The organism is Bradyrhizobium sp. AZCC 1588 (assembly GCF_036924735.1).
Classification (GTDB): Bacteria; Pseudomonadota; Alphaproteobacteria; order Rhizobiales; family Xanthobacteraceae; genus Bradyrhizobium.
This window is the reverse complement of sequence record NZ_JAZHSC010000001.1, coordinates 4,787,896-4,811,855: the sequence shown is the minus strand read 5'-3', so window position 1 is coordinate 4,811,855 and position 23,960 is coordinate 4,787,896. Positions and strand designations below refer to the sequence as shown.

The 23,960-nt window shown below is 63.4% G+C and carries 23 protein-coding genes and 1 pseudogene; 5 read left to right on the top strand and 19 right to left on the bottom strand.

Annotation, left to right across the window (positions count from 1 at the left end):
- Window position 1 precedes the first annotated feature (1 nt).
- The 7 genes from V1277_RS22595 to V1277_RS22565 form a co-directional block, all read right to left on the bottom strand.
- Window positions 2-769: an ABC transporter ATP-binding protein gene (locus tag V1277_RS22595; RefSeq protein ID WP_334418171.1), complete on the bottom strand. Its 768-nt coding sequence runs from the start codon at window positions 767-769 to the stop codon at window positions 2-4.
- A gap of 33 nt (window positions 770-802) precedes the next feature.
- Entirely contained in the window at window positions 803-2,113 is a 1,311-nt protein-coding gene (locus V1277_RS22590; protein ID WP_334418170.1) for an ABC transporter substrate-binding protein, read from the bottom strand.
- Window positions 2,114-2,210: 97 nt separating this feature from the next.
- Window positions 2,211-2,927: an NUDIX hydrolase gene (locus tag V1277_RS22585; protein WP_334418169.1), complete on the bottom strand. Its 717-nt coding sequence runs from the start codon at window positions 2,925-2,927 to the stop codon at window positions 2,211-2,213.
- 35 nt (window positions 2,928-2,962) lie between these two features.
- Window positions 2,963-3,364: a hypothetical protein gene (locus V1277_RS22580; RefSeq protein WP_334418168.1), complete on the bottom strand. Its 402-nt coding sequence runs from the start codon at window positions 3,362-3,364 to the stop codon at window positions 2,963-2,965.
- Window positions 3,361-4,389 (bottom strand): ABC transporter substrate-binding protein, encoded by a 1,029-nt coding sequence (locus V1277_RS22575; protein WP_334418167.1) that lies wholly within the window; start codon window positions 4,387-4,389, stop codon window positions 3,361-3,363. The genes V1277_RS22580 and V1277_RS22575 overlap by 4 nt, the downstream gene beginning before the upstream one ends.
- 153 nt (window positions 4,390-4,542) lie before the next feature.
- Window positions 4,543-5,331 carry an ABC transporter permease gene (locus V1277_RS22570; protein WP_334418166.1) on the bottom strand — a complete coding sequence of 263 codons (789 nt, stop codon included), beginning with the start codon at window positions 5,329-5,331 and terminating at the stop codon, window positions 4,543-4,545.
- Complete coding sequence (locus V1277_RS22565; protein ID WP_334418165.1) at window positions 5,331-6,158, bottom strand: ABC transporter ATP-binding protein; 828 nt, start codon at window positions 6,156-6,158, stop codon at window positions 5,331-5,333. Before V1277_RS22565 ends, V1277_RS22570 begins: the two co-directional genes overlap by 1 nt.
- A gap of 312 nt (window positions 6,159-6,470) precedes the next feature.
- Between V1277_RS22565 and V1277_RS22560 the strand changes: the two genes are divergently transcribed.
- Together V1277_RS22560 and V1277_RS22555 are read left to right on the top strand one after the other, a co-directional pair.
- Window positions 6,471-7,256, top strand: coding sequence for an ATP-binding cassette domain-containing protein (locus tag V1277_RS22560; RefSeq protein ID WP_334418164.1), 786 nt, complete (start codon window positions 6,471-6,473; stop codon window positions 7,254-7,256).
- A pseudogene (locus tag V1277_RS22555) lies at window positions 7,253-8,814 on the top strand (ABC transporter permease/substrate-binding protein). The gene V1277_RS22560 and the pseudogene V1277_RS22555 overlap by 4 nt, the downstream one beginning before the upstream one ends.
- Window positions 8,815-8,973: 159 nt before the next feature.
- On the opposite strand, the gene V1277_RS22550 reads toward V1277_RS22555, so the two are convergent.
- The 3 genes from V1277_RS22550 to V1277_RS22540 form a co-directional block, all read right to left on the bottom strand.
- A complete protein-coding gene (locus tag V1277_RS22550; protein ID WP_334418163.1) occupies window positions 8,974-10,704 on the bottom strand; it encodes a sulfatase-like hydrolase/transferase in 1,731 nt (576 codons plus the stop codon).
- A gap of 33 nt (window positions 10,705-10,737) precedes the next feature.
- On the bottom strand, window positions 10,738-12,447 hold the full coding sequence (locus V1277_RS22545; protein WP_334369819.1) for a sulfatase-like hydrolase/transferase: 1,710 nt from the start codon (window positions 12,445-12,447) through the stop codon (window positions 10,738-10,740).
- A gap of 266 nt (window positions 12,448-12,713) precedes the next feature.
- A complete protein-coding gene (locus V1277_RS22540; protein WP_334418162.1) occupies window positions 12,714-13,400 on the bottom strand; it encodes a TetR/AcrR family transcriptional regulator in 687 nt (228 codons plus the stop codon).
- Between the two features lie 110 nt (window positions 13,401-13,510).
- On the opposite strand from V1277_RS22540, the gene V1277_RS22535 reads away from it, so the two are divergent.
- Complete coding sequence (locus V1277_RS22535; protein ID WP_334418161.1) at window positions 13,511-14,131, top strand: hypothetical protein; 621 nt, start codon at window positions 13,511-13,513, stop codon at window positions 14,129-14,131.
- Here V1277_RS22535 and V1277_RS22530 read toward each other — a convergent pair.
- Together V1277_RS22530 and V1277_RS22525 are read right to left on the bottom strand one after the other, a co-directional pair.
- Window positions 14,128-14,367, bottom strand: a complete 240-nt coding sequence (locus tag V1277_RS22530; RefSeq protein ID WP_334418160.1) for a hypothetical protein — start codon at window positions 14,365-14,367, stop codon at window positions 14,128-14,130. The genes V1277_RS22535 and V1277_RS22530 overlap by 4 nt on opposite strands.
- A gap of 19 nt (window positions 14,368-14,386) precedes the next feature.
- Window positions 14,387-15,238 (bottom strand): SDR family oxidoreductase, encoded by an 852-nt coding sequence (locus tag V1277_RS22525; protein ID WP_334418159.1) that lies wholly within the window; start codon window positions 15,236-15,238, stop codon window positions 14,387-14,389.
- Window positions 15,239-15,696: 458 nt separating this feature from the next.
- Here V1277_RS22525 and V1277_RS22520 point away from each other — a divergent pair, with 458 nt between their 5' ends.
- Window positions 15,697-16,803: a DUF2336 domain-containing protein gene (locus V1277_RS22520; protein WP_334418158.1), complete on the top strand. Its 1,107-nt coding sequence runs from the start codon at window positions 15,697-15,699 to the stop codon at window positions 16,801-16,803.
- 48 nt (window positions 16,804-16,851) lie between these two features.
- On the opposite strand, the gene V1277_RS22515 is transcribed toward V1277_RS22520, so the two are convergent.
- Window positions 16,852-17,688, bottom strand: coding sequence for a LysR family transcriptional regulator (locus V1277_RS22515; protein ID WP_334418157.1), 837 nt, complete (start codon window positions 17,686-17,688; stop codon window positions 16,852-16,854).
- A 101-nt stretch (window positions 17,689-17,789) separates the two neighbouring features.
- On the opposite strand from V1277_RS22515, the gene V1277_RS22510 reads away from it, so the two are divergent.
- Window positions 17,790-18,245 carry a PaaI family thioesterase gene (locus V1277_RS22510; RefSeq protein WP_334418156.1) on the top strand — a complete coding sequence of 152 codons (456 nt, stop codon included), beginning with the start codon at window positions 17,790-17,792 and terminating at the stop codon, window positions 18,243-18,245.
- A gap of 553 nt (window positions 18,246-18,798) precedes the next feature.
- Here V1277_RS22510 and ilvC read toward each other — a convergent pair.
- The 6 genes from ilvC to V1277_RS22480 form a co-directional block, all read right to left on the bottom strand.
- Window positions 18,799-19,818 (bottom strand): ketol-acid reductoisomerase, encoded by a 1,020-nt coding sequence (ilvC, locus tag V1277_RS22505; RefSeq protein ID WP_213287708.1) that lies wholly within the window; start codon window positions 19,816-19,818, stop codon window positions 18,799-18,801.
- 145 nt (window positions 19,819-19,963) lie between these two features.
- The gene (locus V1277_RS22500; protein ID WP_334369829.1) at window positions 19,964-20,566 is read right to left on the bottom strand and encodes a LysE family translocator; all 603 of its coding nucleotides are present in this window, start codon (window positions 20,564-20,566) and stop codon (window positions 19,964-19,966) included.
- A 7-nt stretch (window positions 20,567-20,573) separates the two neighbouring features.
- Entirely contained in the window at window positions 20,574-21,464 is an 891-nt protein-coding gene (locus tag V1277_RS22495) for an EamA family transporter (protein WP_334418155.1), read from the bottom strand.
- A 6-nt stretch (window positions 21,465-21,470) separates the two neighbouring features.
- Window positions 21,471-22,166 carry a class I SAM-dependent methyltransferase gene (locus V1277_RS22490; protein ID WP_334369832.1) on the bottom strand — a complete coding sequence of 232 codons (696 nt, stop codon included), beginning with the start codon at window positions 22,164-22,166 and terminating at the stop codon, window positions 21,471-21,473.
- A 2-nt stretch (window positions 22,167-22,168) separates the two neighbouring features.
- A complete protein-coding gene (gene ilvN / locus V1277_RS22485) occupies window positions 22,169-22,711 on the bottom strand; it encodes an acetolactate synthase small subunit (RefSeq protein WP_057846946.1) in 543 nt (180 codons plus the stop codon).
- Between the two features lie 150 nt (window positions 22,712-22,861).
- Complete coding sequence (locus tag V1277_RS22480) at window positions 22,862-23,845, bottom strand: threonine dehydratase (RefSeq protein ID WP_334418154.1); 984 nt, start codon at window positions 23,843-23,845, stop codon at window positions 22,862-22,864.
- Window positions 23,846-23,960 lie beyond the last annotated feature (115 nt).

The window sequence follows — 23,960 nt, the reverse complement described above, 5'->3', positions numbered from 1 at the left end:
TTTACATCCCTGCCCGCCGGCGCGCTTCCGCCGCCGCGGCCTGGCTCGAATCCGCATCCGTTCCGAGATAGACCTCGATCACGCGCGGATCGCTCGCCACCGCGCTCGGCAGGCCTTCGGAAATCTTCTCGCCGTGATCGAGCACCATCACGCGATCGACCACCCGCATCAACACGCCCATGATGTGCTCGACCCAGATGATGGTGATGCCGAGCTCGTCGCGGATCTTGCGCAGCATGTCGGCGGCCTGATCCATCTCGTGCTCGTCGAGCCCGCCGAGGCTTTCGTCGGCGAGCAGAAGTTTCGGCCCGGTGGCGAGCGCCTTGGCGAGTTCGAGTTTTTTCAGGCCGGCGGCACCTAAGCCATCGACGCCGGCGTGGCGGTTGGTCGGCAGGCCGACCATGGCCAGCGCGCGTTCGGCGGCCTCATCCGCGCGGGCGCGGCTATGGCTGCCCTGGCCGTAATAGCCGGCGAGCGCCACATTCTCGAATATCGTGAGCCGGTGAAACGGCCGCGGGATCTGGAAGGTGCGGCCGATGCCGCCGTTGATGATGCGGTGCGGCGCCTTGCCCGCGATCTCCGTTCCGTTGAACACAATCGATCCTGCCGTCGGGATCAGCGTGCCCGACAGCATGTTGAAGATCGTGCTCTTTCCGGAGCCGTTCGGGCCGATCAGGCCGAGAATCTCGCCCTGCTCGACCCGGAACGACACGTTGTTAACAGCGGTGAAGCCGCCGAAGCGTTTCACCAATCCGTCTACCGTCAGCACTCCAGAACCTCCGCTTAGCCGTTTGCCCGGCTCTTACTGGTTGCTGAACGTGGTTCCCTTCGGCAGCGGCAGCACGGCCTCGCGCTGCGCCTGGCTCTTCGGCCACACCACGTACGACTTGTCGTCGACATACTGGATGACCACCGGGAACGAGCGCTCGTTCTGGCCGGCCATCTGGGTACCCTCGCTGTGGAACTTGACGCCGAAGCCCAGCATGGTGCCGCCTTCGGGAATATCGGTCTCGAGGGCTGCCTTGCGCAACGCATCGGGATCGACGCCGCCATATTTCTTGATGGCGCGCGGCAGCACCTCGGTCAGGAACAGGTAGGTGTTGGACGCCGCCATGCCGACATGGGCGGAGCGAATCGCGACACCCGGCTTGGCCTTGTCGAATTCCTCGCCGACCATCTTGATGACCGGCGGCAGCTTCGGATCCATCGATTTCTGGTTGGCGAGCCAGATCGAGATCGGATCGGTGTTGAAGACGTAGTTGACGTCGCCACCGAGCCCTTCCTTCAGCTTCTCGTAGACGCCATAGCCTGCACCGTGACCGACCAGTGCCGCGAACTTCAATCCCTGCTCGCGCGCCTGCCGGCCGAACAAGGTGATGTCCGGGTTGTAGCCGGTGTGGAAGACCACGTCGGGCCGGGCGCGCTTCAGCTTGGTGATGAGCGCGGAAAGATCCGGCGCGGTGGCCGAATAGCCCTCCTTCAGCACGATGTTGAAGCCGGCCTTCTTGGCGCCGGCCTCGTTGCCCTTGGAGACGTCGACGCCGTAGGCGCCGTCCTCGTGGATGATCGCGACGCGCAGGTCCTTTGGCTCCTTGCCGAGCTTGGACTTTGCGTTCTGGGCGATGAAATCCATCGTCATCAGGCCGAACTGGTCGCCCGAGGCCTGCGGACGGAACACGTATTTGAAGTTCTTGTTGTCGAGCACGGCGGAAGAAATGCAGGTGGTGATCCACATGAACTTCTTGAGCTGCTCGACGCGCGCGGCCACCGGCACACATTGCGCCGACGAGTAAAAGCCGAGCAGCATATCGACCTTTTCCTGCTCGATCAGGCGGACCGCCTCGTTGATCGCCACGTCAGGCTTGCTCTGGGCGTCAGCGTAGACCGCCTCGATCTTGTAACCCTCGACGCCGGTCTTGCTGTACTGGTCGAGCATGATCTTGGCGCCGATATATTGCAGCTCCGAACCGCCGCCGGCGAGCGGGCCGGTCAGGTCGTAGATCACGCCGATCTTGATTTTCTTTTCCTGAGCCTCGGCGGAAACCGCCATCCCCAGCACCGCGATTGCGGCAGACAGCCCGACGAGAAGGCGTGCAGTTTTGCGCCCCGGCATGGAATCCTCCCTGGATTATTTTTTGTGCACTGCGTCTTTTCTTGGTTGGCGCCTATCACATTGGTAGCGCGACCAGATGTCAAGCGCATTGCGCGCGTCACGGCCGGGAAGCGAGCTGCGCCTCGATGAATGCCGTGACAAAACGCGGCATTGCCGAATTCAAATCGCGCGCGCTGCGCACGAGGTGAATGGCCGACAGCTCCGGCTGACGCTGCGAGGCGAGGTTGCGCTCGATCCGCTCGCGCAGCGCGTCGCCCGGCATGTTGACGCGCAGGACGCGGATCATCGCGAGCGCAGGCCCGGTGTAGACGCAGTACCAATGCGGCTCGCTGTCGTATTCGCCGGGGGCAAGGCCGGTCTCTTCCTCGAGCTCGCGCGTGACGCTGCCGGATATATCGACCGCGCCGTCCCTGATATCGTCGAGGTCCGGCGTGCCCGACGGAAAATAGATCCGCCCGGCGTTGGAGGTGTGCTGGCCCATTTCGCCGAGCACGAAGGCGCCGTCGGCGCAGAGTAGCGCGCCCATGCCAAAACCGTTGAACACGGAAGCGTCGGGAAAGCCCCAGTCGCGCCAGGCCAGAAAACTGGCGAAGTCGGTTTCGAAATAGCTGGCGCTGAGACGGTCGCCGGAAAACACCGGGTTGCGCCCGAGCAGGACGCGGCCGTTCCATAGTGCAGGCTTTTCACGCTGCTTCTCGGAAAAATGCGCATCGATGGCCGCGCGCCGCGTGTCCGCGAACGGCCACGCGAATGGCTGTACGGGAACGTCAAGCGCGGTGACGCGATGAATGACCGGAGGTGTTACGCCATTCATCGCTTCCGTTCACTCCATTCCTGACTTTGGTAGGCTTACTGCTTGGAATAGCAGTACCCGACATCCGAATCGAAGCAGAGTTGAACTCGCCATAGTAAATCCAGCTCGACTTGGGTGGCCCATCCAACTTTTATTTTTGACTTGTCCTTTTCGGTTTCTCTGAACGACGGGATCAGACGGAAGTCCCAGAACTCAACCACCGTTGTTTTTGATCTGGCAGTCTCCATCTGCGTCACCTTCCACGTCCCAACATCCTCCGCAATCTGACGGTTGTTCGCACGGATGGTGTGCACGTAAGTGTGGTCCGGCTTCAATACGAGTGCGGCAATCTCGCCTCGAAAGTCCGCAATATAATTGCCTACGAGACTTTCTTCCGGGACCGCATTGGAGCAGGCAGACAGCAACAATAGAGCGAAGAGAAGCAGAGATTTCCTCACTTGGCGCTTGTGCCTGTGGTCTTCTTGGCCTGCTCGACATATTTGTTGGTGTACGTCTTAGTCACGTCGATATTGGCTTTGGCCACCTCGGGCGAGCCCTCGCTGAACACGGCGAGCACTGCGTCGGCGCCCTTCGGGTCCATCAACCCGGTTTGCGAGTACATCGGGATCGTGTTCTTCAGCGCGGCGAGATAAAGCGCCTTGTCCTTGCCGACCATTCCCTCGGGCATCTTCGCCATGATCTCTTCCGGCGAATGCGAATGGATCCAGTTGAGCGTATTGACGATCGCGTTGGTCAGCGCCTGCACTTCCTTCTCGTGCGACTTGATCCAGGCCGTCGTGGTGTAGAGCGCGCCGCCCGGATACTCGCCGCCGAACACGGCCAGCGTGTCCTTTTGCGTGCGGGTGTCGGCCAGTATCTTCAAATCCGGATAGCTGCCCTGCAAAACGGTGACGGACGGATCGAGCATCACGGCGGCGTCGATCTGGCCCTGCTGCATCGCCGCCACGGCGGTGGCGCCGAGGCCGACGCCGATCACCGCGGCGCTGGTCGGATCGAGGCCGTTCTTCTTCAACAGATATTTTAAGAAGAAATCGGTCGAGGAGCCCGGCGCGCTGACGCCGACCTTCTTGCCGGCCAGATCCTTGATCGATTTGATCTCATTGGTGTGCGCGGGCGACACCACAAGCACCAGGCCAGGATAGCGGTCGTAGATCACGAAGGACTGCAGCTCCTGCTTCTTGGCGGCCAGGTTGACGCAATGATCGAAATAGCCCGACACCACGTCGGCGCTGCCGCCGAGCACGGCTTTCAGCGCGTCCGAACCGCCCTTGAGGTCGACCAGCTCGACGGCCACGCCTGCCTTTTCATATTCGCCGAGCTGTTTTGCCAGCACGGTCGGCAGATAGCACAGGCAGGCGCCACCGCCGATCGCGATGGTGACCTTGCTTTGCGCTGCGGCAAATCCCGAGGTCAGTGTGAGCGCCAGCAGCGTAGCGGCCAGCCGGCCGAACAGTTTCTTCATGGGTTCCTCCATTCGTTGGGCGGCAAGATAGAGCAGCGGGTGGAGCTTGAGAAGCTTGCACCGTCATTCCGGGGCGATGCGAAGCATCGAACCCGGAATCTCGAGATTCCGGGTTCGCCTCTTCGAGGCGCCCCGGAATGACATTACCGAAATCTACCCCCGCCCCTCCGCCGCCGTCGGACGCCACACCAGGAGCCGCCGTTCGACCAGCGTCACGCCCATGTCGATCAATATGACGAAAGCCGACAGCACGAACATGCCGGCGAAGACACCGGCTACGTCGAACACGCCTTCGGCCTGCTGGATCAGGTAGCCGAGGCCGGCGGCCGAACCCAGATATTCGCCGACGACGGCGCCGACTACTGCAAACCCGACGGACGTGTGCAGCGAGGAGAACATCCACGACAGCGCCGAGGGCCAGTAGACGTGCCGCATCAACTGCCGCTCGTTCATGCCGAGCATGCGGCCATTGTCGAGCACGGTGTTCGAGACTTCCTTGACGCCCTGATAGACGTTGAAGAACACGATGAAGAACACCAGCGTCACGCCAAGCGCCACCTTGGACCAGATGCCGAGCCCCAGCCACAGCGTGAAGATCGGCGCCAGCACCACGCGCGGCAGCGCGTTGATCATCTTCACATAGGGATCGAACACCGCGGCGACGCGCGGCTGGCGCGCGAACCAGAAGCCGACCAGCACGCCACTGATCGAGCCGATCACGAAGGCGAGAATCGATTCCCACAGCGTGATGATCAGGTGCTTCCAGATCACGCCTGACGAGAACCATTTGACGATCTGGCTGCCGACATCGATCGGGTTGGAGAAGAAGAACGGCGGCAGCAGGATTTTTCCGAACACCGGTACGGTGGTGAGGAACTGCCACACCGCCAGGGCTACGACGGCGACCAGCAATTGCAACAGGAGCAGCGTCGAACGGGACATCAGCCTGCCTCCGCACTTCGCGTGGATTGTACGTAGCCCTTCATCACTTCGTCCTTCAGCACGCTCCAGATCTCCCGGTGCAGTTCGTGAAAGTCCTTTTCCATCCGGACTTCCGAAATGTCGCGCGGCCGCGGCAGCTTTACCCGCCAATCGCCGATGATGCGCGCGCTTGGCCCGGCCGACATGATCACGACGCGATCGGCAAGCGCGATCGCCTCTTCGAGATCATGGGTCACAAACAGCACCGCCTTGCGGTCGGCGTTCCACAATTCGAGCAAGAGATTGCCCATGATCTGCCTCGTCTGGGCGTCGAGCGGGCCGAACGGCTCATCCATCAGCAATATTTTTGGATCACGTATCAGGACCTGCGCCAGACCGACGCGCTTGCGCTGTCCGCCGGACAGCATGTGCGGATAGCGGTTGGCGAAGGCGCCGAGTCCGACCGACGTCAGCCAACCCTGCGCGCGCTGCAGCGCCTGTTCGCGCGGCGCGCCCTTGATCTCGAGCCCGATCGCGACGTTGTCGAGCGCGGTCTTCCAGGGAAACAGCGCATCGGCCTGGAAGAGATAGCCGGCGTCGCGGTTCAACCCGATCAGCGGCTGGTCGAAGATTTTGACCGATCCCGCCGCCGGCTTCAAAAGTCCGGCTGCAACGTTGAGCAATGTCGATTTTCCGCAACCCGTCGGCCCGACGATGGCGACGAACTCGCCATCGGCGACGGACAGGCTGGCCTTTTCCACCGCCGTATAGACGCGGTCGCCGGCCACACGAAATGCCACCGTCGCATCGTCAAGCGCGACCGCTGCCGGCTGTGCGGTATCTGCCATGTTTCTCCCCAAAGAATTTGGAGTGATGCCTTAGCGGGTACGAAGGATAAGTTCAACGCGGCGTCATGACGTGGTAGTTGATCCTTTACCCTCCCCTGGAGGGTCGCGAACTCGTCCTTTCTCAAGATGAGGGTCGGCTCGCATGGAGCGCAGCGACATGCCAGACGGGGTGGGGTGATCTCTCAACTCGGGGACTGTTGGATGTCGAGAGACCATCACCCCACCCCGCCGCGCGTTGCACGCGCGACGACCCACGAGCGAGCTTTGCTCGTCTCGGACCCCTCCAGGGGATAGTGAAGGATTCGAGACTGCATGAGCCCTCCCCTGATCACCTACAGCCATGTCAGCAAGACGTTTGACGATGGCCGCGTCATCGCCGTCGACGGCGTCTCGCTTGATGTCGCCGAAGGCGAGTTCCTCGCCATCGTCGGCGGCTCCGGCTCGGGCAAGACCACGCTGTTGCGGCTCGCCAACCGGCTGATTGAGGCGGATAGCGGCACCATCACGGTCGAAGGCGAGGATGTCCGCAACGTCGATCCGATCCTGTTGCGGCGGCGGATCGGCTATGTCTTTCAGAGCGGCGGGCTGTTTCCGCATCTGAGCGTCGCCGGCAATATCGGCATCACGCCAAAGCTGCTTGGCACGCGGCCCGCCGAGATTTCCGCGCGGGTGGATGAACTGCTCGACCTTGTCAGGCTCGACCGCACGCCATATCGCGACCGGCTGCCGCATGAACTCTCCGGCGGCCAGCGCCAGCGCGTCGGCGTGGCGCGGGCGCTCGCCGCCCGCCCGCGCATCATGCTGATGGACGAGCCGTTCGGCGCGCTCGACCCTCTAACCCGCGACGCGCTCGGCGACGATTTTCGCGAGCTGCACAAGAAACTCGGCCTGACCACGGTCATGATCACCCATGATATGAGCGAAGCGATCCTGCTCGCCGACCGCATCGCGATCATGAGCGACGGGCGGCTGTTGGCGCAGGGCACGCCATCAGAGCTTTCCAAATCCGACGACGCTTACGTCGGCGAACTCCTGCGCACACCACGGCGGCAGGCCGAGCGCCTGGGCGCATTGCTTCCTCGCGAGGGTGCGGCATGAGCATCTTCGCCGATCCACGCTGGGGCGAGGCATTGGGCCACCTGCCCGACTATCTCGGCAATCACGTCCGCGTCAGTGTCGCCGCGCTGGCGTTGGGGTTGCTCGTCAGCCTGCCGCTCGCGATTCTTTCACGCCATCGGCCGGTGATGCGCGGCGCGCTGCTCGGGCTCGCCAGCATCGTGCAGACCGTGCCGGGGCTGGCATTGCTGGCGCTGTTCTATCCGCTTCTCTTAGCGCTCGCGGCGTTGTCGCTGTCATGGTTCGGCGTCGGCTTTTCCGCGTTCGGATTTTTGCCCGCGGTGCTGGCGCTGGCGCTCTATTCGATGCTGCCGGTGCTGCGCAACACCATCACCGGCCTGCAGGGCGTCGACGCTGCAATCCTTGAAGCGGCGCAAGGCGTCGGCATGACGCCGCGGCAATCGCTGTTCACGGTGGAATTGCCGCTGGCGCTGCCGGTGATGATGGCAGGCATCCGAACTTCGGCCGTCTGGGTGATCGGCACCGCAACGCTGTCGACGCCGATCGGCCAGACCAGCCTCGGCAATTACATATTTGCAGGGCTGCAGACCCAGAACTGGGTGTTCGTGCTGTTCGGCTGCGTGGCCGCCGCGGTGCTGGCGCTCGCGGTCGATCAGTTGCTGGCGCTGATCGAAGGCGGCTTGCGCCACCGCAGCCGCCTGCGTGCGGCGCTTGGCGGCACCGGCATCGCGGCTTTGGTCGTTGCAACGCTGGTACCGACGATGATGCGCTCGCAGGCGAATTACGTCGTCGGCGCCAAGACCTTTGCCGAGCAATATGTGCTCTCCGCATTGATCGCGCAGCGCCTGAGGGCGGCTGCGCTTCCTGCAACGACCCGCGAAGGTCTCGGCTCCAACGTGATCTTCGAGGCGCTCGCGGCTGATGATATCGACGTCTACATCGACTATTCCGGCACGCTGTGGGCCAACCAGTTTCACCGCACCGACATCAAGCCGCGCCAGGAACTGGTGGCCGAACTGAAGACGATGCTGGCGCGGCAGAACATCACGCTGCTGGGCGAACTCGGCTTCGAGAATGCCTATGCGCTGGTGATGCCGCGCAAGCGCGCGGAGCAATTGGGCATCCGCACCATCGCCGACCTCGCCTCGCGCGCGGCGAACATGTCGATCGCCGGCGACTATGAATTCTTCTCGCGCCCCGAATGGGCCGCGCTACGCAGGGCCTACGGCCTGTCGTTTCGCGGCCAACGGCAGATGCAGCCGGACTTCATGTATGCGGCGGTCGCCTCCGGCGAAGTCGACGTCATCGCGGGTTACACCAGCGACGGGCTGATCGCGAAATACGACCTGGTGACGCTCGGCGATCCCAGGCACGCAATCCCGCCCTATGATGCGATCGTGCTGCTCGCGCCGAAGCGCGCCAATGACGAGGCCTTGCGCAAGGCGCTGACCCCGCTGCTCGGCAGGATCGACATCGCCACCATGCGCGAAGCAAACTTGCGCGCATCCGGCAACGACGCCGCGAGCTCGCCGGATGCGGTAGCGCAGTGGCAGTGTGGGAGAAGGTGGGGAAGAGGTGAGGAGAGGCTGCCGAGCTACCTCCCCGCCATTGCGAGGAGCGCAGCGACGAAGCAATCCACGCCTCCACTTGCGGCGAAATGGGATTGCTTCGCGGAGCCTGTCATCGGGCGCGCATTCGCGCGACCCGTTGGCTCGCAATGACGGCGACAGACCGGAAATCAAAGCCCCTTGATCATGCCGGCATCGATCAGAAGCCGGTTGAACCGGCGCGCCTCCGCGCCTTTCCTGCAGTCATAGAAGGCTCCCTTGCAGCGGAGCATGATGTTCTTCTGCTCTGCAAAGGTCGGATCGAGCGGGATGCTGGCGGCTTCCTGCAGCACGAGGGGGATGTACGCCGCGTCGAGCGTTTCGAGCGCCGATGACAGGTTGCGCGGCTCATAGTTGATGCCGTCGATGGCATAGTAGGTAGAGAAGTAGCGTGGATCGGCGGCCATCACCCGTTTCGCCAGCGTCGCCTGATCGATCCCGGGCTCCAGCATTTTTTGCGAGATCGCCGGCTGGTGATCGCCGAAACGCAGCACCAGGAATGACTCGTCGGGATAGTCGCGCTTCAGCCGCTCGGTGAATTCGCGATAGTCGTTGGCCGTCATAGTCTGGCGGCGAATGTATTCATCGACCTCCGCCGTGTTGCCCGGCGGCGTCCACCCCGGCGGCGTCAGATCGGGCCGGTAGACGTCGGTCCAGGGAAAATGGTTGGCCGTGAGGTAGACGAACATGAAGACCGGCGCCTTCTCAGGCTGCTCGCGCGCAAACACCTTTAGCGCCTGATCGAAATAGAACTTGTCGGGCTGCATGTCCTGGTTCACGCCCATATCCGCCATGTCGACGAAATGGCCGACGCCGGCTCCCTTCTGAAAGGTGCGCGCGCCAAGGAAGTTGCCATAGGTCGGATAGAGCGAGAAGGTCTTGTACCCGCAGTTCCGCAGCGCCTGTGGCAGTCCACGAGTCACGCGACCCGCGGTTATCCTCGTCACGTAGAACTTGAGATCGCCGAACGACCGCGCCGACAGGCCTGTCAGCACATTGAACTCGGTGTACCAGGTCGGACCACCGGTTGCCTCCGCCATCATGGTGCGCTGCTTGCCGTCGCTGGACTTGAAGTAGTCGGCGTATCCCGCCGGCACCTTGATGCCTGGCGCGGACGTGACGTCGAAGCTCGACTCGTCGAGCAGCATGATAATGTGCGGCCGCTTTGCGTCGGCATCGCAGGCAGCGTCAGGTGGCAGCGCCGAAAGGCCGGCGGCGTGCGCTTCCCGTGCGAGGAGAAGCGGGGCGTTTGCCGGCGGATCGGCGTCGATCCATCCCGTCGAAGCCAGTCGCGACACCGCCACCACGCCCGAGCGCGCGAGACTGGAAATGTGGTTGATGCCCTGGAACGGCTCCCACGGCTGCTCGGGCCAAGCGACCGACATCGCCGATATCGACGCAATGCTCGCGGCCAGACCGATCAACGCCAGGCGGCGCCGCACCCGGAACGGATCGAAACGCCAGACCAGCCACAACAGCGGCACGGCAACGATCCCCGCCATGATCAACTGCGTCTGCAATCGCGGAAACACCGAGAGCAGAAACGAAAACGTATCGCGATCGATGATCAGGAAGTCGAGGAACGTCAGGGTGAGTTGCAGGATGCCGAATTTGAAGCGTGACAGCTCGATCAGGATCACGATGAGGGTCACTGCAATCGCTGCGCAGACGCCAGGCCGCTGCAGCACGACCAGCAGGAAGCAGTTCACGAAAACCCACGCCAGCACGGCCAGCGTGATCGCAAACGGCCCGTATTCGCTGGTGAGCAGGACCACGAGCCCCGCCAGATGGACGGCGATAATCAGGCCAGCCGGGACAAAGAACCGGGCGCCGCGCGATTCCGCGCGGATGCTTTCGCTCATTCCCCGTTCAGCAGCGGCCGACATGTCTCGTCTCTACAGCCCTTTGATGAAACCTGCGTCGATCAATAACCGGTTGAACCTGCGCGCCTCGGCGCCATCCTTGCAGGCATAGAATACACCCTTGCAGCGGAGCATGATGTTCTTTTGCTCCTTGAACGAGGGATCGAGCGGAATGCCGGCGGCCTCCTGGATCACCAGCGGCAGATAGGGCGCGTCGATCGTGTCCATGATCGCGGAACTCTTCACCGGCTCGAAGTTGACGGCATCGATCGCGTAATAGGTGGTGAAGTAGCGCGGGTCGTGAGTAACGAACTTGCGGGCGACCCTGGCTTCATCCAGGCCGGGATCAAGCAGGTTCGAGGAAAACTCCGGCTGATGGTCGCCGTAGCGGACGATCAGAAATGGCTGCGCCGGGAACTTCTTTTTCAAATTGGCGACGAACGTTGCATAATCTCCGGCGCTCAGTGTCTGGCGGCGCAGATATTCGTCGACCACGGGCTCGTTGCCGGGCGCGCGCCAGGACGACAGCAGGTCCGGGCGGAATTTGGTTTCCCAGGGGAAATGGTTGGCGGCGAGATAGACGAAGGTGAACAGCGGCGTGTTGGCCGGCTGCTCGGAGATCAGATTCACGGCCTTATCGTAGAAGAAGCTGTCGGGCTCGATGCCCTTCGCGCCGAGCGCGCGTGCGTCATAAAAGTGCTGGATGCCGGTGGAGGTCTGGAAGCCACGCGCGCCCATGAAGGCGCCGTAGGCCGGATAGAGCGAGATGGTGTTGTAGCCGCAGCGGCGCAGCGCCAGCGGCAATCCGCGCTCGACCCGGCCCGAGGCGATGCGGGTGACAAAATAGGAGAAGCGGCCGAACGACCGCGACGACAGGCCGGCGAGCACGTTGTACTCGGCCATCCAGCTTGCGCCGCCGCTGCTCTCGGCCATGAACTTGCGCTCGCGGCCGTCAAAGGACTTGAAATGGCTGCCATAGCCCGGCGGCACCTTGACGCCGGCGGCCTGGCGGATGTCGAAGCTCGACTCGTCATGGATCATGATGATGTGCGGGCGGCGGCCGGGCACATGGCAGGAATCGACCAGCGGCACCTTCAGCCGCTCGGCGGTCACGGCTTCCGATTCCATAAAACCGTAATTGACGAAGTCGGAAACCGCGGTCACGCCCGAGCGGGCGAATTTGGAGAGATAGCCGTCGTCGTAATAGCCGCGCCAGGCTTCATCGGGCCAGACGACGGAATAACCGGCCAGGCTTGCGAGACAGGCCAGCAGGCCGGCGGTGGCCGGCAGGCGGCGGATGCGGAACGGATCGAGCCACCACAGCGCGTACATCAGCGGCAGAATGACGAGGGATGCGCCGACCACGCTCCAGCGCAAGTTCGGAAAGATCGTGAACAGATACGCCGCGGTGTCGCGGTCGATCACCATCAGGTCGACGAAGTTCGCGGTCATCTGCACGACGTCGTGCTTGAGCCGCGACAGCAGCACCAGGAGCACGACCAGCGTCAGCGACAGCGCGGCCGACAGCGCCGGGCGCCGCAGCAGCGCGATGAAGAAGAAGTTCAGGGTGCCCCACGCCAGCGCGAAGCCCATCCGGCCGCCGAAATCGGTTTCGGTGTGCAGCAGGATCGCCAGCGCTGCCATGTGCGGCGCAGCAACGGCCGAAAGCCGCCAGAAGCCGATTGCCGCAAGGCCGGCAGCAAGGGTGGTGGCCGAGGGCCCAGGATTTGGCGCGGGCGCCATGGGAAAAACGCAACATGACCCGGCGCAATACAAAGCCTTGGCTGGCGACGACCAGGAGACGCACGACCCATCCGGAACCTGAGCCGTGTCACAAAAACGTAGTGGAATCGTCATGAACAGGCAATGAATTTGCCCCCGGGCGAACTACGTCGGGGCGAATACGGGGTTGCCGGGAGTGCTCACTGTCATTCCGGGATGGTCCGTAGGACCAGACCCGGAATCTCGAGATTCCGGGTTCGCTTCGCGCCCCGGAATGACGACGCTAGTCAGCTCTTCGCAATCCCCTCGATGAAAAGATCCAACACTGCCTCGGCGGTCCGTTCGGCTTCGGGGGTGGCCACGCCCCAGCGCGGAAAATGGCCGTCTATATTCATCCGGGCAAAACCATAGACCAGCGCCCGCCCGGCGATCTGAACCTGTTTGAGGTCGGCGCCGCGGAGCTGGCCCGCCGCAAAGGCTTCGGCCAGCGTTTGCTCGGTCAGCGCGATCAGTTCGGCATTGTCGCTGGAGATGGCGGCCGCCCGGTCGTGATCGAACAAGCGACGGCTGGAAATGATTTCGAAATGGGTCGGGTTGCGCATCGCCCAGCGCAGGTACGCGAGCCCGAGGCAGCGAAAGCGGCCGAGCGGATCGCCGGCCGGTGCCGCAGCAAGCGCCGCCTCGATCTCGGCACGGAATCGCCGCTGCGCCTCCTCCGCCACCGCCTGGATCAGGGCATCCCGGCTCGGAAAATGCCGGAACGGTGCCCCCGGCGAGACGCCTGCGCGGCGGGCGGCCTCCCGGACGTTGACCGCCTCCGCCCCGCCCTCGCCGACCAGTTGCAGCGCGGCGTCGATCAGGACGCGCCGGAGGTCGCCATGGTGATAGGGTTTTGGCGCGGCCGTCCGCGCAACGCGGCGGCGCGGCTTCGTGGTGGGGGATTTCGCGGCAGAAGGCTTGGCTGACGGACGCATGCCCTCTCCTACCATCACCAGGTCGTGAATGTAAGCGTTGATTACACGGTTGACCTGATACGTACGGCAAATGTAACTGATGATTACATCATCAGCCGGGGAAGCAAAACGTGCCGACACATCAAAAATGGTTCGAAGGCTGGCGGCTGTTCGCCCTGCTCGCGCTGACGCTGCTGGCCATGAGCATCTGGATCGCCGGCATGCGCGGCTTCGAGGTCGATGGCGTGCGCATGGTGATCCGCTTCACCGCGCGCACCTCGCTGGTGCTGTTCTGCCTCGCTTTCGCAGCCGCCGCGCTGGCGCTGTTATGGCCGAACGCCTCGACGCGATGGCTGCGCCGCAACCGCCGCTATCTCGGCGTCAGCTTTGCAGCCTCGCACGCCATCCACGCGGCCGCAATTGCCTGCTTCGCCGTGATGGACCCGATAGGCTATGCAGCGGCCACCTCGATTGCGTCGTATATCTTCGGCGGCATCGGCTATGCCTTCATCGTCGCGATGGCCGCGACCTCGTTCGACCGCACGGCCGCTGCGATCGGCGCACGCGCCTGGCGCCGGCTGCATCTCGTGGGCGGCTACTACCTGCTGTTCCAGTTCATGGTGTCGTTCGGCAAGCGGATTCCCGACATGCCGCTCTACGCACTGTTCCTGATTCCACTCGTGGCGGTGTTCGCGCTGCGGATGATCGCGATGGCGCCGAAGCCGCAGAACCAGACGCTGCGGGCGGGCTAGTCGTCCTTCAGGTAAAACTTCCGTCCGAGACGGCGGTGCACTGACATGACGGCGCGGTCGACGTCGCTGATCAGGCTGTCGCCGAGAACGACGTTGGGGATTTCCCAGTTGCGCCCCTCGCGGATATTGGGAAGCGCACGCACGGCGGGGACGGACGCCGTTTCGCATCCCGGTTGGCTGCGAAGCGCCGCGTCGGCGATCTGCGTCAGCTCGGCTCTGCTCTTTGCTGTCGTCACTGGTGGCCGGTGCCTTTGCTCATCCCTGCGGCGTCAGCCCGAGGCGCTTGGCGATGATCCGGTCGAGGATGCGCTTGGGCAACACGGCGGCCATGAACTGGCGCATCGGATCCGGCGCGATGACGTAGCGCACCTTGGGATTGGGCCGCGTCAACGCCTCGAACACCTTTTCGGCGATCTGCTCGGCCGGCAATCCGTTCGCGCCGAGTTGCAGCATGAAGGCGCGGATTTTCTGCAGCGCCAGGAAATACGGCGAGTTCTTGTAGGTGGAGATATCGACCTCCTCGGCCTTGCTCCAGATCGGCGTCTGGACCGCACCCGGCGCAATGATGATGACATCGATCCCGAACAACATCAGTTCGCGGCGCAGGCTCTCCGACAGCCCCTCGATGGCGTGCTTGGAGGCGGAATAGGCCGAGGTCAGCGGATTGCCGTTCTTGCCGGCGAGCGAGGAGATCATCACGATCCGCCCCTTCGGCCCCTTCAGGCTCGGATCGGAGCCGAGCAGCGGCCCGAATGCCTGGGTCGCAATGATCGGGCCGATGAAATTGACCTCCATCTGACGGCGGAATTCGTCAGCGGCGAGTTCGAGCACGGGACCTGCGACCGCAATGCCGGCATTGTTGACGAGGCCGGCGAGCGTCTCGCCGCTGAGGGCGCCCCGGACCTCGCGCGCCGCCGCCAGCACCGCGGCTTCATCGGTGACATCGAAGATCAGCGGCGTGAAGTTCGTCCCGAACTCGCTCCTGAGGCGGTCGGCATCGGCCTGCTTGCGCACGCTGCCGAACACGCGGAAGCCGCGGTCGAGCAACAGCTTCGCACTGGCCCAGCCGATGCCGGTGGACGCGCCGGTGATGACAACAGATCTCATGACCTAAGCCCTTGTAAGAGGTTTAATGAAGTTCGTCGTGAAGGAATGCTTAAGCACCGGCTCCGTGGCCTTCCTTCGCGGGGTGCAGCCAGCCTTGACGGCGTCTTGTTCGGCAGATTGCTATTCGATTTTTCCCGGGAACGGTTTGGTGAGGATAGCAGCCGGACCGGAGTACCGGAAGCCGCGGCAGATGGCCGATCCGGTTCGACATAGGCGATTTATCGCGCGAAATCGCGGCATACGTCCCGATCGGATTGGTAAAGCAATTCAGAACGCAGAATTTGCAATGCGCGGGCCCTGCTTCGACATACGTCTGTCCGCAACAACCGCGACCGATGCATTGCCCGATTCAGATGCAGTCGATCTGTATTCTACCGGGTCCCCGCCTTTAACGCAGGCGTAAGGCTCGACTCGTCATTGTGGGCACGAACCCTTCAACAACAGACAGGCTGCCCACAATGGTGCAACAGCCGGCGCACTCGATCATTGCCGAACTTGAAGATGCCGTCAGAGGCGGTTCATCCGCCAAGCGGGTGGAGACCCTGCGGCAGGTCACCGATCTCTTCCTCCATGACGGAGAACGCCTCAGCGACGACCAGGTCAAGGTCTTCGACGACGTGCTCTGCCTCCTGATCGCGCGCGTCGAGACGCGGGCGAAGGCCGAACTTTCCAAGCGGCTGGCACCGCTCGACTACGCACCGTTCGAGGTCATCCAGCATCTCGCCTGGGACGACGAGATCGAGGTCGCCGGCAGCGTGCTGGCCCATTCCAGCCGGCTCGGCACTGACGTGCTGGTCGAGATCGCCAGCAGCAAGGGGCAGGATCACCTGCTCGCCATTTCCGGCCGCGCCGAACTGCCCGCCGCCGTCACCGATGTCATCGTGGACCGCGGCGAAGGCCAGGTGATCCGCAAACTCGCCAACAATGCCGGCGCCAGGTTTTCCGATCAGGGCTATTCCACCATCGTCGCCCGCGCCGGCGCCGACGACGAGCTGGTCGAAATTCTCGGCCTTCGCGCCGATTTCCCGGTCAAGTTCATGGGCGACCTGTTGCGCCGCGCCAAGGAGACCGTTCGCGCGCGGCTTCTGGCCATCGCGCCGCCCGCGCTCCAGGAAGAGATCAAGCGGGTCCTGAACGAGGTCGCCCGCGAGGCGCCGCCACCGAGCCGGAGCTTCGGCGTCGCCGAGGAACTGGTGAAGCTGATGAAGGGGCTGAACGAGCTCGACGACGCGGCAGTGTACAAATTCGCGGAGTCGAACAAGTTCGACGAGGTGACTGTTGCGCTGGCGGTCCTCAACGACATGCCGATCGAGATGACCGCCAAACTGATGGAAGGGCCGCGAGCCGACCTGATCCTCATTCCTTGCCGGTCAGCACGCCTGAACTGGCCGACGGTCGAGTCCATCCTGCGTAACCGGCCGGTAAAGCCTCCGATCAGCGAGCAGACGCTGGAGATCGCGCAACGCGATTTCCGCAAGCTGTCGATGGAGACGGCCCAGCGCACCGTTCGCTTCTGGCAGTTGCACAACAAGATCGAGAAGGAACCGATCATCCGGACGCATTGAGCCTTGCCTGCGCGCCGTGGTCGCGGCGCGCGCAAGGTCCGAACCCGGTCACAGGCCATCCAGCGCGCGATCCAGCCAGCCGTCGGCGCCGCCTCGGACCCATTCAAAGCCGAGCCGCCGGTGTAGATCGACGCCCTCGGGGCGAAGCATCCGCACATCGGGGTGTTCGAAACTGTCCGGCATCAGACAGAACCCAAGGCCCGCCGCCACCATCGCGAGCGCCCGCGCATCGCTGTCCGTCTGGGCGACGACCTTCGGCCGCACCTTCCAGGCATCGAGAATCCGCGATGCCGACTGCAACTGCTCGCAGTGCATACGCACGATCAAAGGCTGGCCCGCCAATATCTCAGGCGAGACCGGCCCGCGCGGGAATGAGCGGGCCGAAACGGCCAGCGCCTGCCGATCTGCCGCCAATTCCAATTGCCGGTGGCCGCGTGCGGCCGATCCGAGCGCCGTCAGGACCACATCGTAGCGGCCATTGGCGAGCCTCTGCCGCAGCTTGGCAAGCGGCGCATCTTCGGTCCGCCACGACCGCCCCGGCTCGATCGCCCGCAACCGCTCAATGCATTGCGCCACGAATGCCGGCGCAATCGTCGGCAGAATTCCAAGCCGCAGCGGCCTGCCCGACGGCCTGCCGCCGGTCGCCGCCTTGAGCCGTTCAGCCTGGCGCAAAATCGACCGCGAGGTCTCCAGCACGTCTTCGCCCCTCGGCGTGAGCCTTACGCCACGCGCATGACGCTCCAGCAGTGCGAATCCCAGCTCGGCTTCGAGGGAAGCTATTGCGGCCGATAACGTCGGCTGCGTGACGAAGGCCCGGCGCGCGCCGGCGCTGAAGCTGCCCGCTTCGGCGACAGCCACGAAATACCTGATCTGCTTGAAGTCCATCCATAGAAGATATCTATGGCTCGATATCGGAGCAATCGCGATTGCCTAAGCCTGCGGCTAGACCGAGCATGGCGCCGGTCAATGCAGCCGGGAGAGGATCGATGGATCATCCGACACCGCAGATGTCTGCGCACGATGCGATCCGCGAACTGGTCGAACGGGTCACCTATGCGCCCGGCTATACCAAGGCGGTCGGCACCAGGGTCGAGCACGTAGAACCCGGCCATGTCGTGATGTCGCTCGCGAAAAGCGATGGTCTCGTGCAGGCGAACGGCTTCTTTCATGGCGGCGTCATCGCCGGGCTGGCGGACCATGCCGGCGGCGGGGCCGTCACCACAGCCATGCCGCCTGGCCGGTTCGCGGTGACCGTCAACCTCCAGGTCAGTTATCTGGCTCCGGCAAAGGGGGAGAAGCTGATCGCGCGCGCCCGCGCAATCCAGGTCGGAAGCACGATTGGCGTGGCGCATATCGACGTGGCGTCGCTCGCTGACGGGACGGAGACGCCGTGTGCGGTGGCGATCGTGACGCTTCGCAGCGTCGACTTCCCCGCCAAATAAAAGCCACGCTAGGCTGGAGAACTGCGGTCCGTTCCGAGGATGGAACGCGCATTGCTGCGTGAGGTGATACGAGGTCACCCGGCTTGCTGATCCGACACATGAAGTGTTCGGAATGGCCGAGACCACTGCTTGTCCGACTGTCTAGCGAATGCGGATCTCGTTCAATGGACGAGAATGCACATTAAGCAACCGAGCTTCGACTCGGTAAACGCTGACTTTTCTGTCGCTAATGTAGTTGTTGAGCTGCTTCCTACCCAAGAATGTGCATGAAGCGTCAGTTCTTCGCTTGAGCACGGCTGGCGCGCTTCGTGCGGCGCGTTGAAGAATGTGCTTGAAGCATCAATCCCTCAAGGAAACAGCGAGACCGCTGTTGCGATCTCGCCGGATCATGCCGAGCAAGGTTTAACATTTGGTGTTGCGGTACCGGCGCTCATCCTGACCAGCCGTAGGGTGGGCAAAGGCGCTCTTTGCGCCGTGCCCACCGTGTATCCGCCGCGCCATCCAAGTGGTGGGCACGCTGCGCTTTGCCCACCTTACGCTGATCGGACCCGCCTCAGTTCTTCGTCTTGTCGACCAGCGCGCCCTTCTTGATCCACGGCATCATGTCGCGGAGCTTGGCGCCGACTTCCTCGATCGGGTGCTGGGCGAGCTTGGCGCGGGTCGCCTTGAACGAGGTCTGGTTGACCTTGTTCTCCAGCATCCAGTCCCGGGCGAACTTGCCGGACTGGATGTCGTTGAGCACCCGCTTCATCTCCTTCTTGGTCTCGTCGGTGACGATGCGCGGTCCGGTGACGTATTCGCCGTACTCGGCGGTGTTGGAGATCGAATAGTTCATGTTGGCGATGCCGCCTTCATAGATCAGGTCGACGATCAGCTTCACTTCATGGAGGCACTCAAAATAGGCCATCTCCGGCGCGTAGCCGGCCTCGACCAGGGTCTCGTAGCCGCCCTTGATCAATTCGACCAGGCCGCCGCAGAGCACCACCTGCTCGCCGAACAGGTCGGTCTCGCACTCTTCCTTGAAGGTGGTCTCGATGATGCCGGCCCGGCCGCCGCCGATCGCGGAGGCGTAGCTGAGACCCAGGTCATGGGCATTGCCGGAGACGTCCTTGGCGATCGCGATCAGGCAGGGCACGCCGCCGCCGCGCTGATATTCCGAGCGCACGGTATGGCCGGGGCCCTTCGGAGCGATCATCAGCACGTCGAGGTCGGCGCGGGGATCGAGCAGGTTGAAATGGACGTTGAGGCCGTGCGCAAATACCAGCGCCGCGCCCTTCTTCATGTTGTCGTGCAGGTGCTCGCGATAGATGTCGCCCTGCAGCTCGTCGGGGGTCAGCATCATCACGAGGTCGGCCCATTTGGCGGCCTCGGCGACTTCCATCACCTTGAAGCCGGCGGCTTCAGCCTTCTTGGCCGAGGCCGAGCCCTTGCGCAGCGCAATCGCCACTTCCTTGACGCCGGAGTCCTTCAGGTTCAGCGCATGGGCGTGGCCCTGGCTGCCATAGCCGACGATGACGACCTTCTTGCCCTTGATCAGGTTCAGGTCGGCGTCGCGATCGTAATAAACACGCATGGTCGTTTCCTCAATCGATGGCCAAAAAGGCCGGTTAATCAGGCATTTGGACAGGTGGGACCGCCGGTCGCCCGCGAATTTCCGGCGTTGTCTAGAGCATTTTCCCTCGAAGGGGAAACCCGTTTATGCATGGCCCGGTGCGGCATCATGCGTCCATGAAGACCGGGTAGAGCGAGGCCAGGAGCAGCACCGCCATCACGATGTTGAAGGCGCGCACCGCCCGGCGGGAGGTCAGGATCGGCCGCAGGGCGGTGCCGAACAGGGCCCAGGCCGTGCACGACAGGATGCCCAGGAGCAGGCTTAAGCCGACCTGGATCGCGATATTCCAGGGATAGGCGGCGATCGCTGCATAGGCGGTGATGGTGCCGATCACCATGACCCAGCCCTTGGCGTTGACCCACTGGAACATCGCCGCGCCCCAGAACGTCATCGGGCGACCCCGGCTGTCCTGATCCGCGGATGGCGGCTCGGACATCGCAATCGCCCAGGCCAGATAGACCAGGTAGACCACGCCGGCATATTTCAGGATGGTCTGCAGCACCGGATAGGCAATGAAGATGGTCCCGAGCCCGAGGCCGACCGCCCCGACCATGAAGGCAAAGCCGACCGTGATTCCCATGATGTGCGGGATGGTCGGACGGAAGCCATAAGTGAGCCCCGACGACAGCAGCATGATGTTGTTCGGCCCCGGCGTGAAGAACATAACGGTGGCGAACATGATGAAGGCGATCAGCAGCGATTGCGACATGGGGGCCTCATGCGATCTTTGGCAGAACTTGTTTTTCTGAAGCCTTGGTAGGTTTGGACAGCAACATGACGGCAATGCCGCCGACCACGGTGACCATGCCGGCAAGCCGTAGCGGCCCGAACGTCTCACCGAACACGACGCTCGATGCAGCGGAACCGACGAACGGCACCAATAGCGCGAACGGCACCACCTGCGCCGCCGGGTAATCCCGCAGCAGCCGGCCCCACAGCCAGTAGGCGATGCTGGTGGAGACGCCGCCGAGGCCAATCATGCACAACAAACCGGTGAGGGACATGTGGGTCAGCGCATGCCAGGTCGGCTGCGGGCCGTTGCTCACCAGCGTCAAAGCAAACAGCGGAACTGCCGCGACCAGACACAGCCACGCGAACAGGTCGAACATCGGCACGCCCTGCGCGCGCCGCAGCAGCAGATTGCCGGCCGCGAAGCTGAGCGGCGAGATCATCAAGATCGCGAAGGCGCTGACGCTGAAATCGTAGCCGACGGTGCCGCAGATCATCAGTAGGCCTGCGGTGGCGATAGCAATGCCGATGGTCTGCCCCGCGCCCGGCCGCTCGCGAAACAACAGCGCGGCAAAGCCGATGGTGAACAGCGCCTGGCTCTGTACGATCACACTGGAAAGACCGACGGGAACGCCATAGGCGATGGCAAAAGCCTGGGCGAGAAACTGGCCGAGGAACAGCGTGAAACTGATCGCGACCAGCACCGTCCAGGAAACCTTGGGTCGCGCCACGAACAGGCAGGGCAAGGCCGCGATGGAAAAGCGCAGCGTCGTCATCAATTCCGGCGAAAACTCGTCGAGCGCGATCCGGCTGGCGACGAAAGCAAGCCCCCAGATCACCGCTACCAGCACGGCGATGCAAACATCGGCCGGTTTCATTTTTTTCTAGCTCTGTTGATCCGGCTTTGGCTTGCGCAGGATGTAGGTGCCGTGCAGCGGCGCGTGGTAGTCGACCGATTCCAGCGTGAAGCCGATATCGGTCAGCATGCGCTCGATCACCCAGCCGAAGGTCGAGTACTCGTCGCGCATATGGGTGACCACGCCTTCGCGCTGGAAATCGTGGTTCTTGATGGTGAAATCGGCCCACTGCTCGACATCGCGCTCGGTGCCGTCGGGCATGCTGACGAACACGATGTCGCGCAGGTAGAAATTCGCGCCGGGCTTCAGCGCGGCATAGATCCTTGCCAGCGCCACCGCCTTCCAGAAGTCCGGCAGATGGTGCAGCGTGAATTCGCTGACGATCAGGTCGTAGGAATTGGGCTGGTAGGCAAAGCTCAGGAGGCCTGCCGGCTGGGTGCGGATCGCAACCTTGCGGTCGCGGGCCTGGATATTGGCGAGCGCCAGCATCGCCGGCGAAATATCTATTGCGTCGACCTCGGCCCCCATCAACGCCGCTTCGCAGGCCAGTACACCGTTGCCGCAACCGATATCGGCCACGCGCCAGCCGCGCTGCACGCCGAGCATGGTGAGCGCGGCCCGTGTGCGCTCGTCGCTGTCGTCATGCCGGTCGTAGATCGAGGCGACCGCCGAATCGAGCCCGAGTCGCCGCCTTTGAGTGTAATACCAGTCACGCGCCAGCATGTTCACATCCCCTCAGGCCCGCGCCCGATCGCGGCAACGCCAGTGCGCGACACCTCGACAAGGCCGAGCGGGCGCATCAGGTCGATAAATTGACTGATCTTGGATGAATTGCCTGTGATCTCGAACACAAAACTCTCGGTCGTGGCGTCGATCACGCGGGCACGGAATGCGTCCGCCAGCCGCAGCGCCTCGACCCGGCTGTCGCCGCGGCCACGCACCTTCACCATGGCGAGTTCCCGCTCGATCGAGCGGCCGGTAATGGTCATGTCGACGACGCGGTAAACCGGGATCATGCGGTCGAGCTGATGCTTGATCTGCTCGATCACCGTCGGCGTGCCCGTCGTGACGATGGTGATGCGCGAGAGATGTTTGTGGCTCTCGGTCTCGGAGACGGTGAGACTGTCGATGTTATAACCGCGCCCCGAAAACAGGCCGATCACGCGCGCCAGCACGCCGGGCTCGTTCTGCACCAGGACCGAGAGCGTGTGCGTCTCGTTAGGATCGTGGCGCTCTTCCAGGAAGTAGGCGGATGCGGGCTGGTTCATGGTCGTCCCCTTGTCATTCTCCATTGTCATGCTCGCGAAGGCGGGCATCCAGTAATCGCCGGCGCCTGCGATGGATCGCGGGCCGCGGCGTACTGGATCGTCCGGCCAAGCCGGACGATGACAGCAAATACCTGGCTGGTGTTCGTTGCATTATGCCATTGCCCTTTCAGTGGCGGCGGCATCCGTTCCGATCCATTTGCGGAACAGATCAAAATCGATATTGCCGCCGGACAGAACCAGGCCGACGCGCTTGCCGGCGAGCTTCTGCTTTTCCTGCAGCGCGGCGGCCAGCGGGGCTGCGCCGGCGCCTTCGGCGAGGTTGTGCGTGTCGGTCCAGTAGGCGCGGACGGCGGCTGCGACCTCGTCGTCGGTCACCTGCACGATGCGCGCGGCGCCCTTGCGGATGATGGCGAATGCTTCCGGATCGGGAATGCGCGTCGCCATGCCGTCCGCCAGCGCGTTGCTGGTCTCCGTGGTCACCACCGTGCCAGCCGCAAACGACAGTGCGTAGGACGGCGCTTCGGTCGACTGCACGCCGACGATTTCGGTTTTCAGCCCGAGCAGATCGCGCGCCATGATGCAGCCGGAGATGCCCGAGCCCTGCCCGATCGGCACGTAGAGAATGTCGAGGTCGGGCGTCGTCCGGAACAGTTCGAGCGCGTAGGTGGCGACGCCGAGCACGAGATCCGGATGGAACGACGGCACCATATGAAGGCCGGCGAACTGGGCACGGCGCTGGGCTTCTTCGGCGGCCGCTTGGAAATCCTCGCCATGCTCGACGAGGTCAGCGCCGAACGCGCGCATGGCGCGGTTCTTCTCGACCGAATTGCCCTTCGGCACGTAAATCACCGCCGGCACGCCGTGGCGGGAAGCCGCGAACGCGAGGCTCTGGCCGTGATTGCCGCGGGTGGCGGAAATGATCCCCGATATGTTCGGCCGCTCTCGCTTCAGCCGGTCGAGATAGATCAGCCCACCGCGCACCTTGAACGCGCCAATCGGCGTGTGGTTCTCGTGCTTGACGATCACCGTTGTGCCGAGCCGCTCCGCCAACAGCGGCCAGGCGTGCCCCGGCGTCGGCGGCACCGCCTGCCCCACGATCTCGTGCGCGCGTTCGAGCTCTCTGAGGTCAAACACTTCTCGATCCTCTCATAGGCTCGTCATCCCCGCGAAGGCGGGGATCCAGTATTCCAGAGACGCCCCGAGATTAACGAAGACGCCGCGGCGTACTGGATCGCCCGGTCAAGCCGGG

Bases quoted from the DNA above. Each gene is read 5' to 3' on its own strand.
- V1277_RS22590 (WP_334418170.1), bottom strand. From the start codon at position 2,113: ATGCCGGGGCGCAAAACTGCACGCCTTCTCGTCGGGCTGTCTGCCGCA.
- V1277_RS22585 (WP_334418169.1), bottom strand. From the start codon at position 2,927: ATGAATGGCGTAACACCTCCGGTCATTCATCGCGTCACCGCGCTTGAC.
- V1277_RS22575 (WP_334418167.1), bottom strand. From the start codon at position 4,389: ATGAAGAAACTGTTCGGCCGGCTGGCCGCTACGCTGCTGGCGCTCACA.
- V1277_RS22570 (WP_334418166.1), bottom strand. From the start codon at position 5,331: ATGTCCCGTTCGACGCTGCTCCTGTTGCAATTGCTGGTCGCCGTCGTA.
- V1277_RS22565 (WP_334418165.1), bottom strand. From the start codon at position 6,158: ATGGCAGATACCGCACAGCCGGCAGCGGTCGCGCTTGACGATGCGACG.
- V1277_RS22560 (WP_334418164.1), top strand. From the start codon at position 6,471: ATGAGCCCTCCCCTGATCACCTACAGCCATGTCAGCAAGACGTTTGAC.
- V1277_RS22550 (WP_334418163.1), bottom strand. From the start codon at position 10,704: ATGAGCGAAAGCATCCGCGCGGAATCGCGCGGCGCCCGGTTCTTTGTC.
- V1277_RS22545 (WP_334369819.1), bottom strand. From the start codon at position 12,447: ATGGCGCCCGCGCCAAATCCTGGGCCCTCGGCCACCACCCTTGCTGCC.
- V1277_RS22540 (WP_334418162.1), bottom strand. From the start codon at position 13,400: ATGCGTCCGTCAGCCAAGCCTTCTGCCGCGAAATCCCCCACCACGAAG.
- V1277_RS22525 (WP_334418159.1), bottom strand. From the start codon at position 15,238: ATGAGATCTGTTGTCATCACCGGCGCGTCCACCGGCATCGGCTGGGCC.
- V1277_RS22520 (WP_334418158.1), top strand. From the start codon at position 15,697: ATGGTGCAACAGCCGGCGCACTCGATCATTGCCGAACTTGAAGATGCC.
- V1277_RS22515 (WP_334418157.1), bottom strand. From the start codon at position 17,688: ATGGACTTCAAGCAGATCAGGTATTTCGTGGCTGTCGCCGAAGCGGGC.
- V1277_RS22510 (WP_334418156.1), top strand. From the start codon at position 17,790: ATGGATCATCCGACACCGCAGATGTCTGCGCACGATGCGATCCGCGAA.
- ilvC (WP_213287708.1), bottom strand. From the start codon at position 19,818: ATGCGTGTTTATTACGATCGCGACGCCGACCTGAACCTGATCAAGGGC.
- V1277_RS22500 (WP_334369829.1), bottom strand. From the start codon at position 20,566: ATGTCGCAATCGCTGCTGATCGCCTTCATCATGTTCGCCACCGTTATG.
- V1277_RS22495 (WP_334418155.1), bottom strand. From the start codon at position 21,464: ATGAAACCGGCCGATGTTTGCATCGCCGTGCTGGTAGCGGTGATCTGG.
- V1277_RS22490 (WP_334369832.1), bottom strand. From the start codon at position 22,166: ATGCTGGCGCGTGACTGGTATTACACTCAAAGGCGGCGACTCGGGCTC.
- ilvN (WP_057846946.1), bottom strand. From the start codon at position 22,711: ATGAACCAGCCCGCATCCGCCTACTTCCTGGAAGAGCGCCACGATCCT.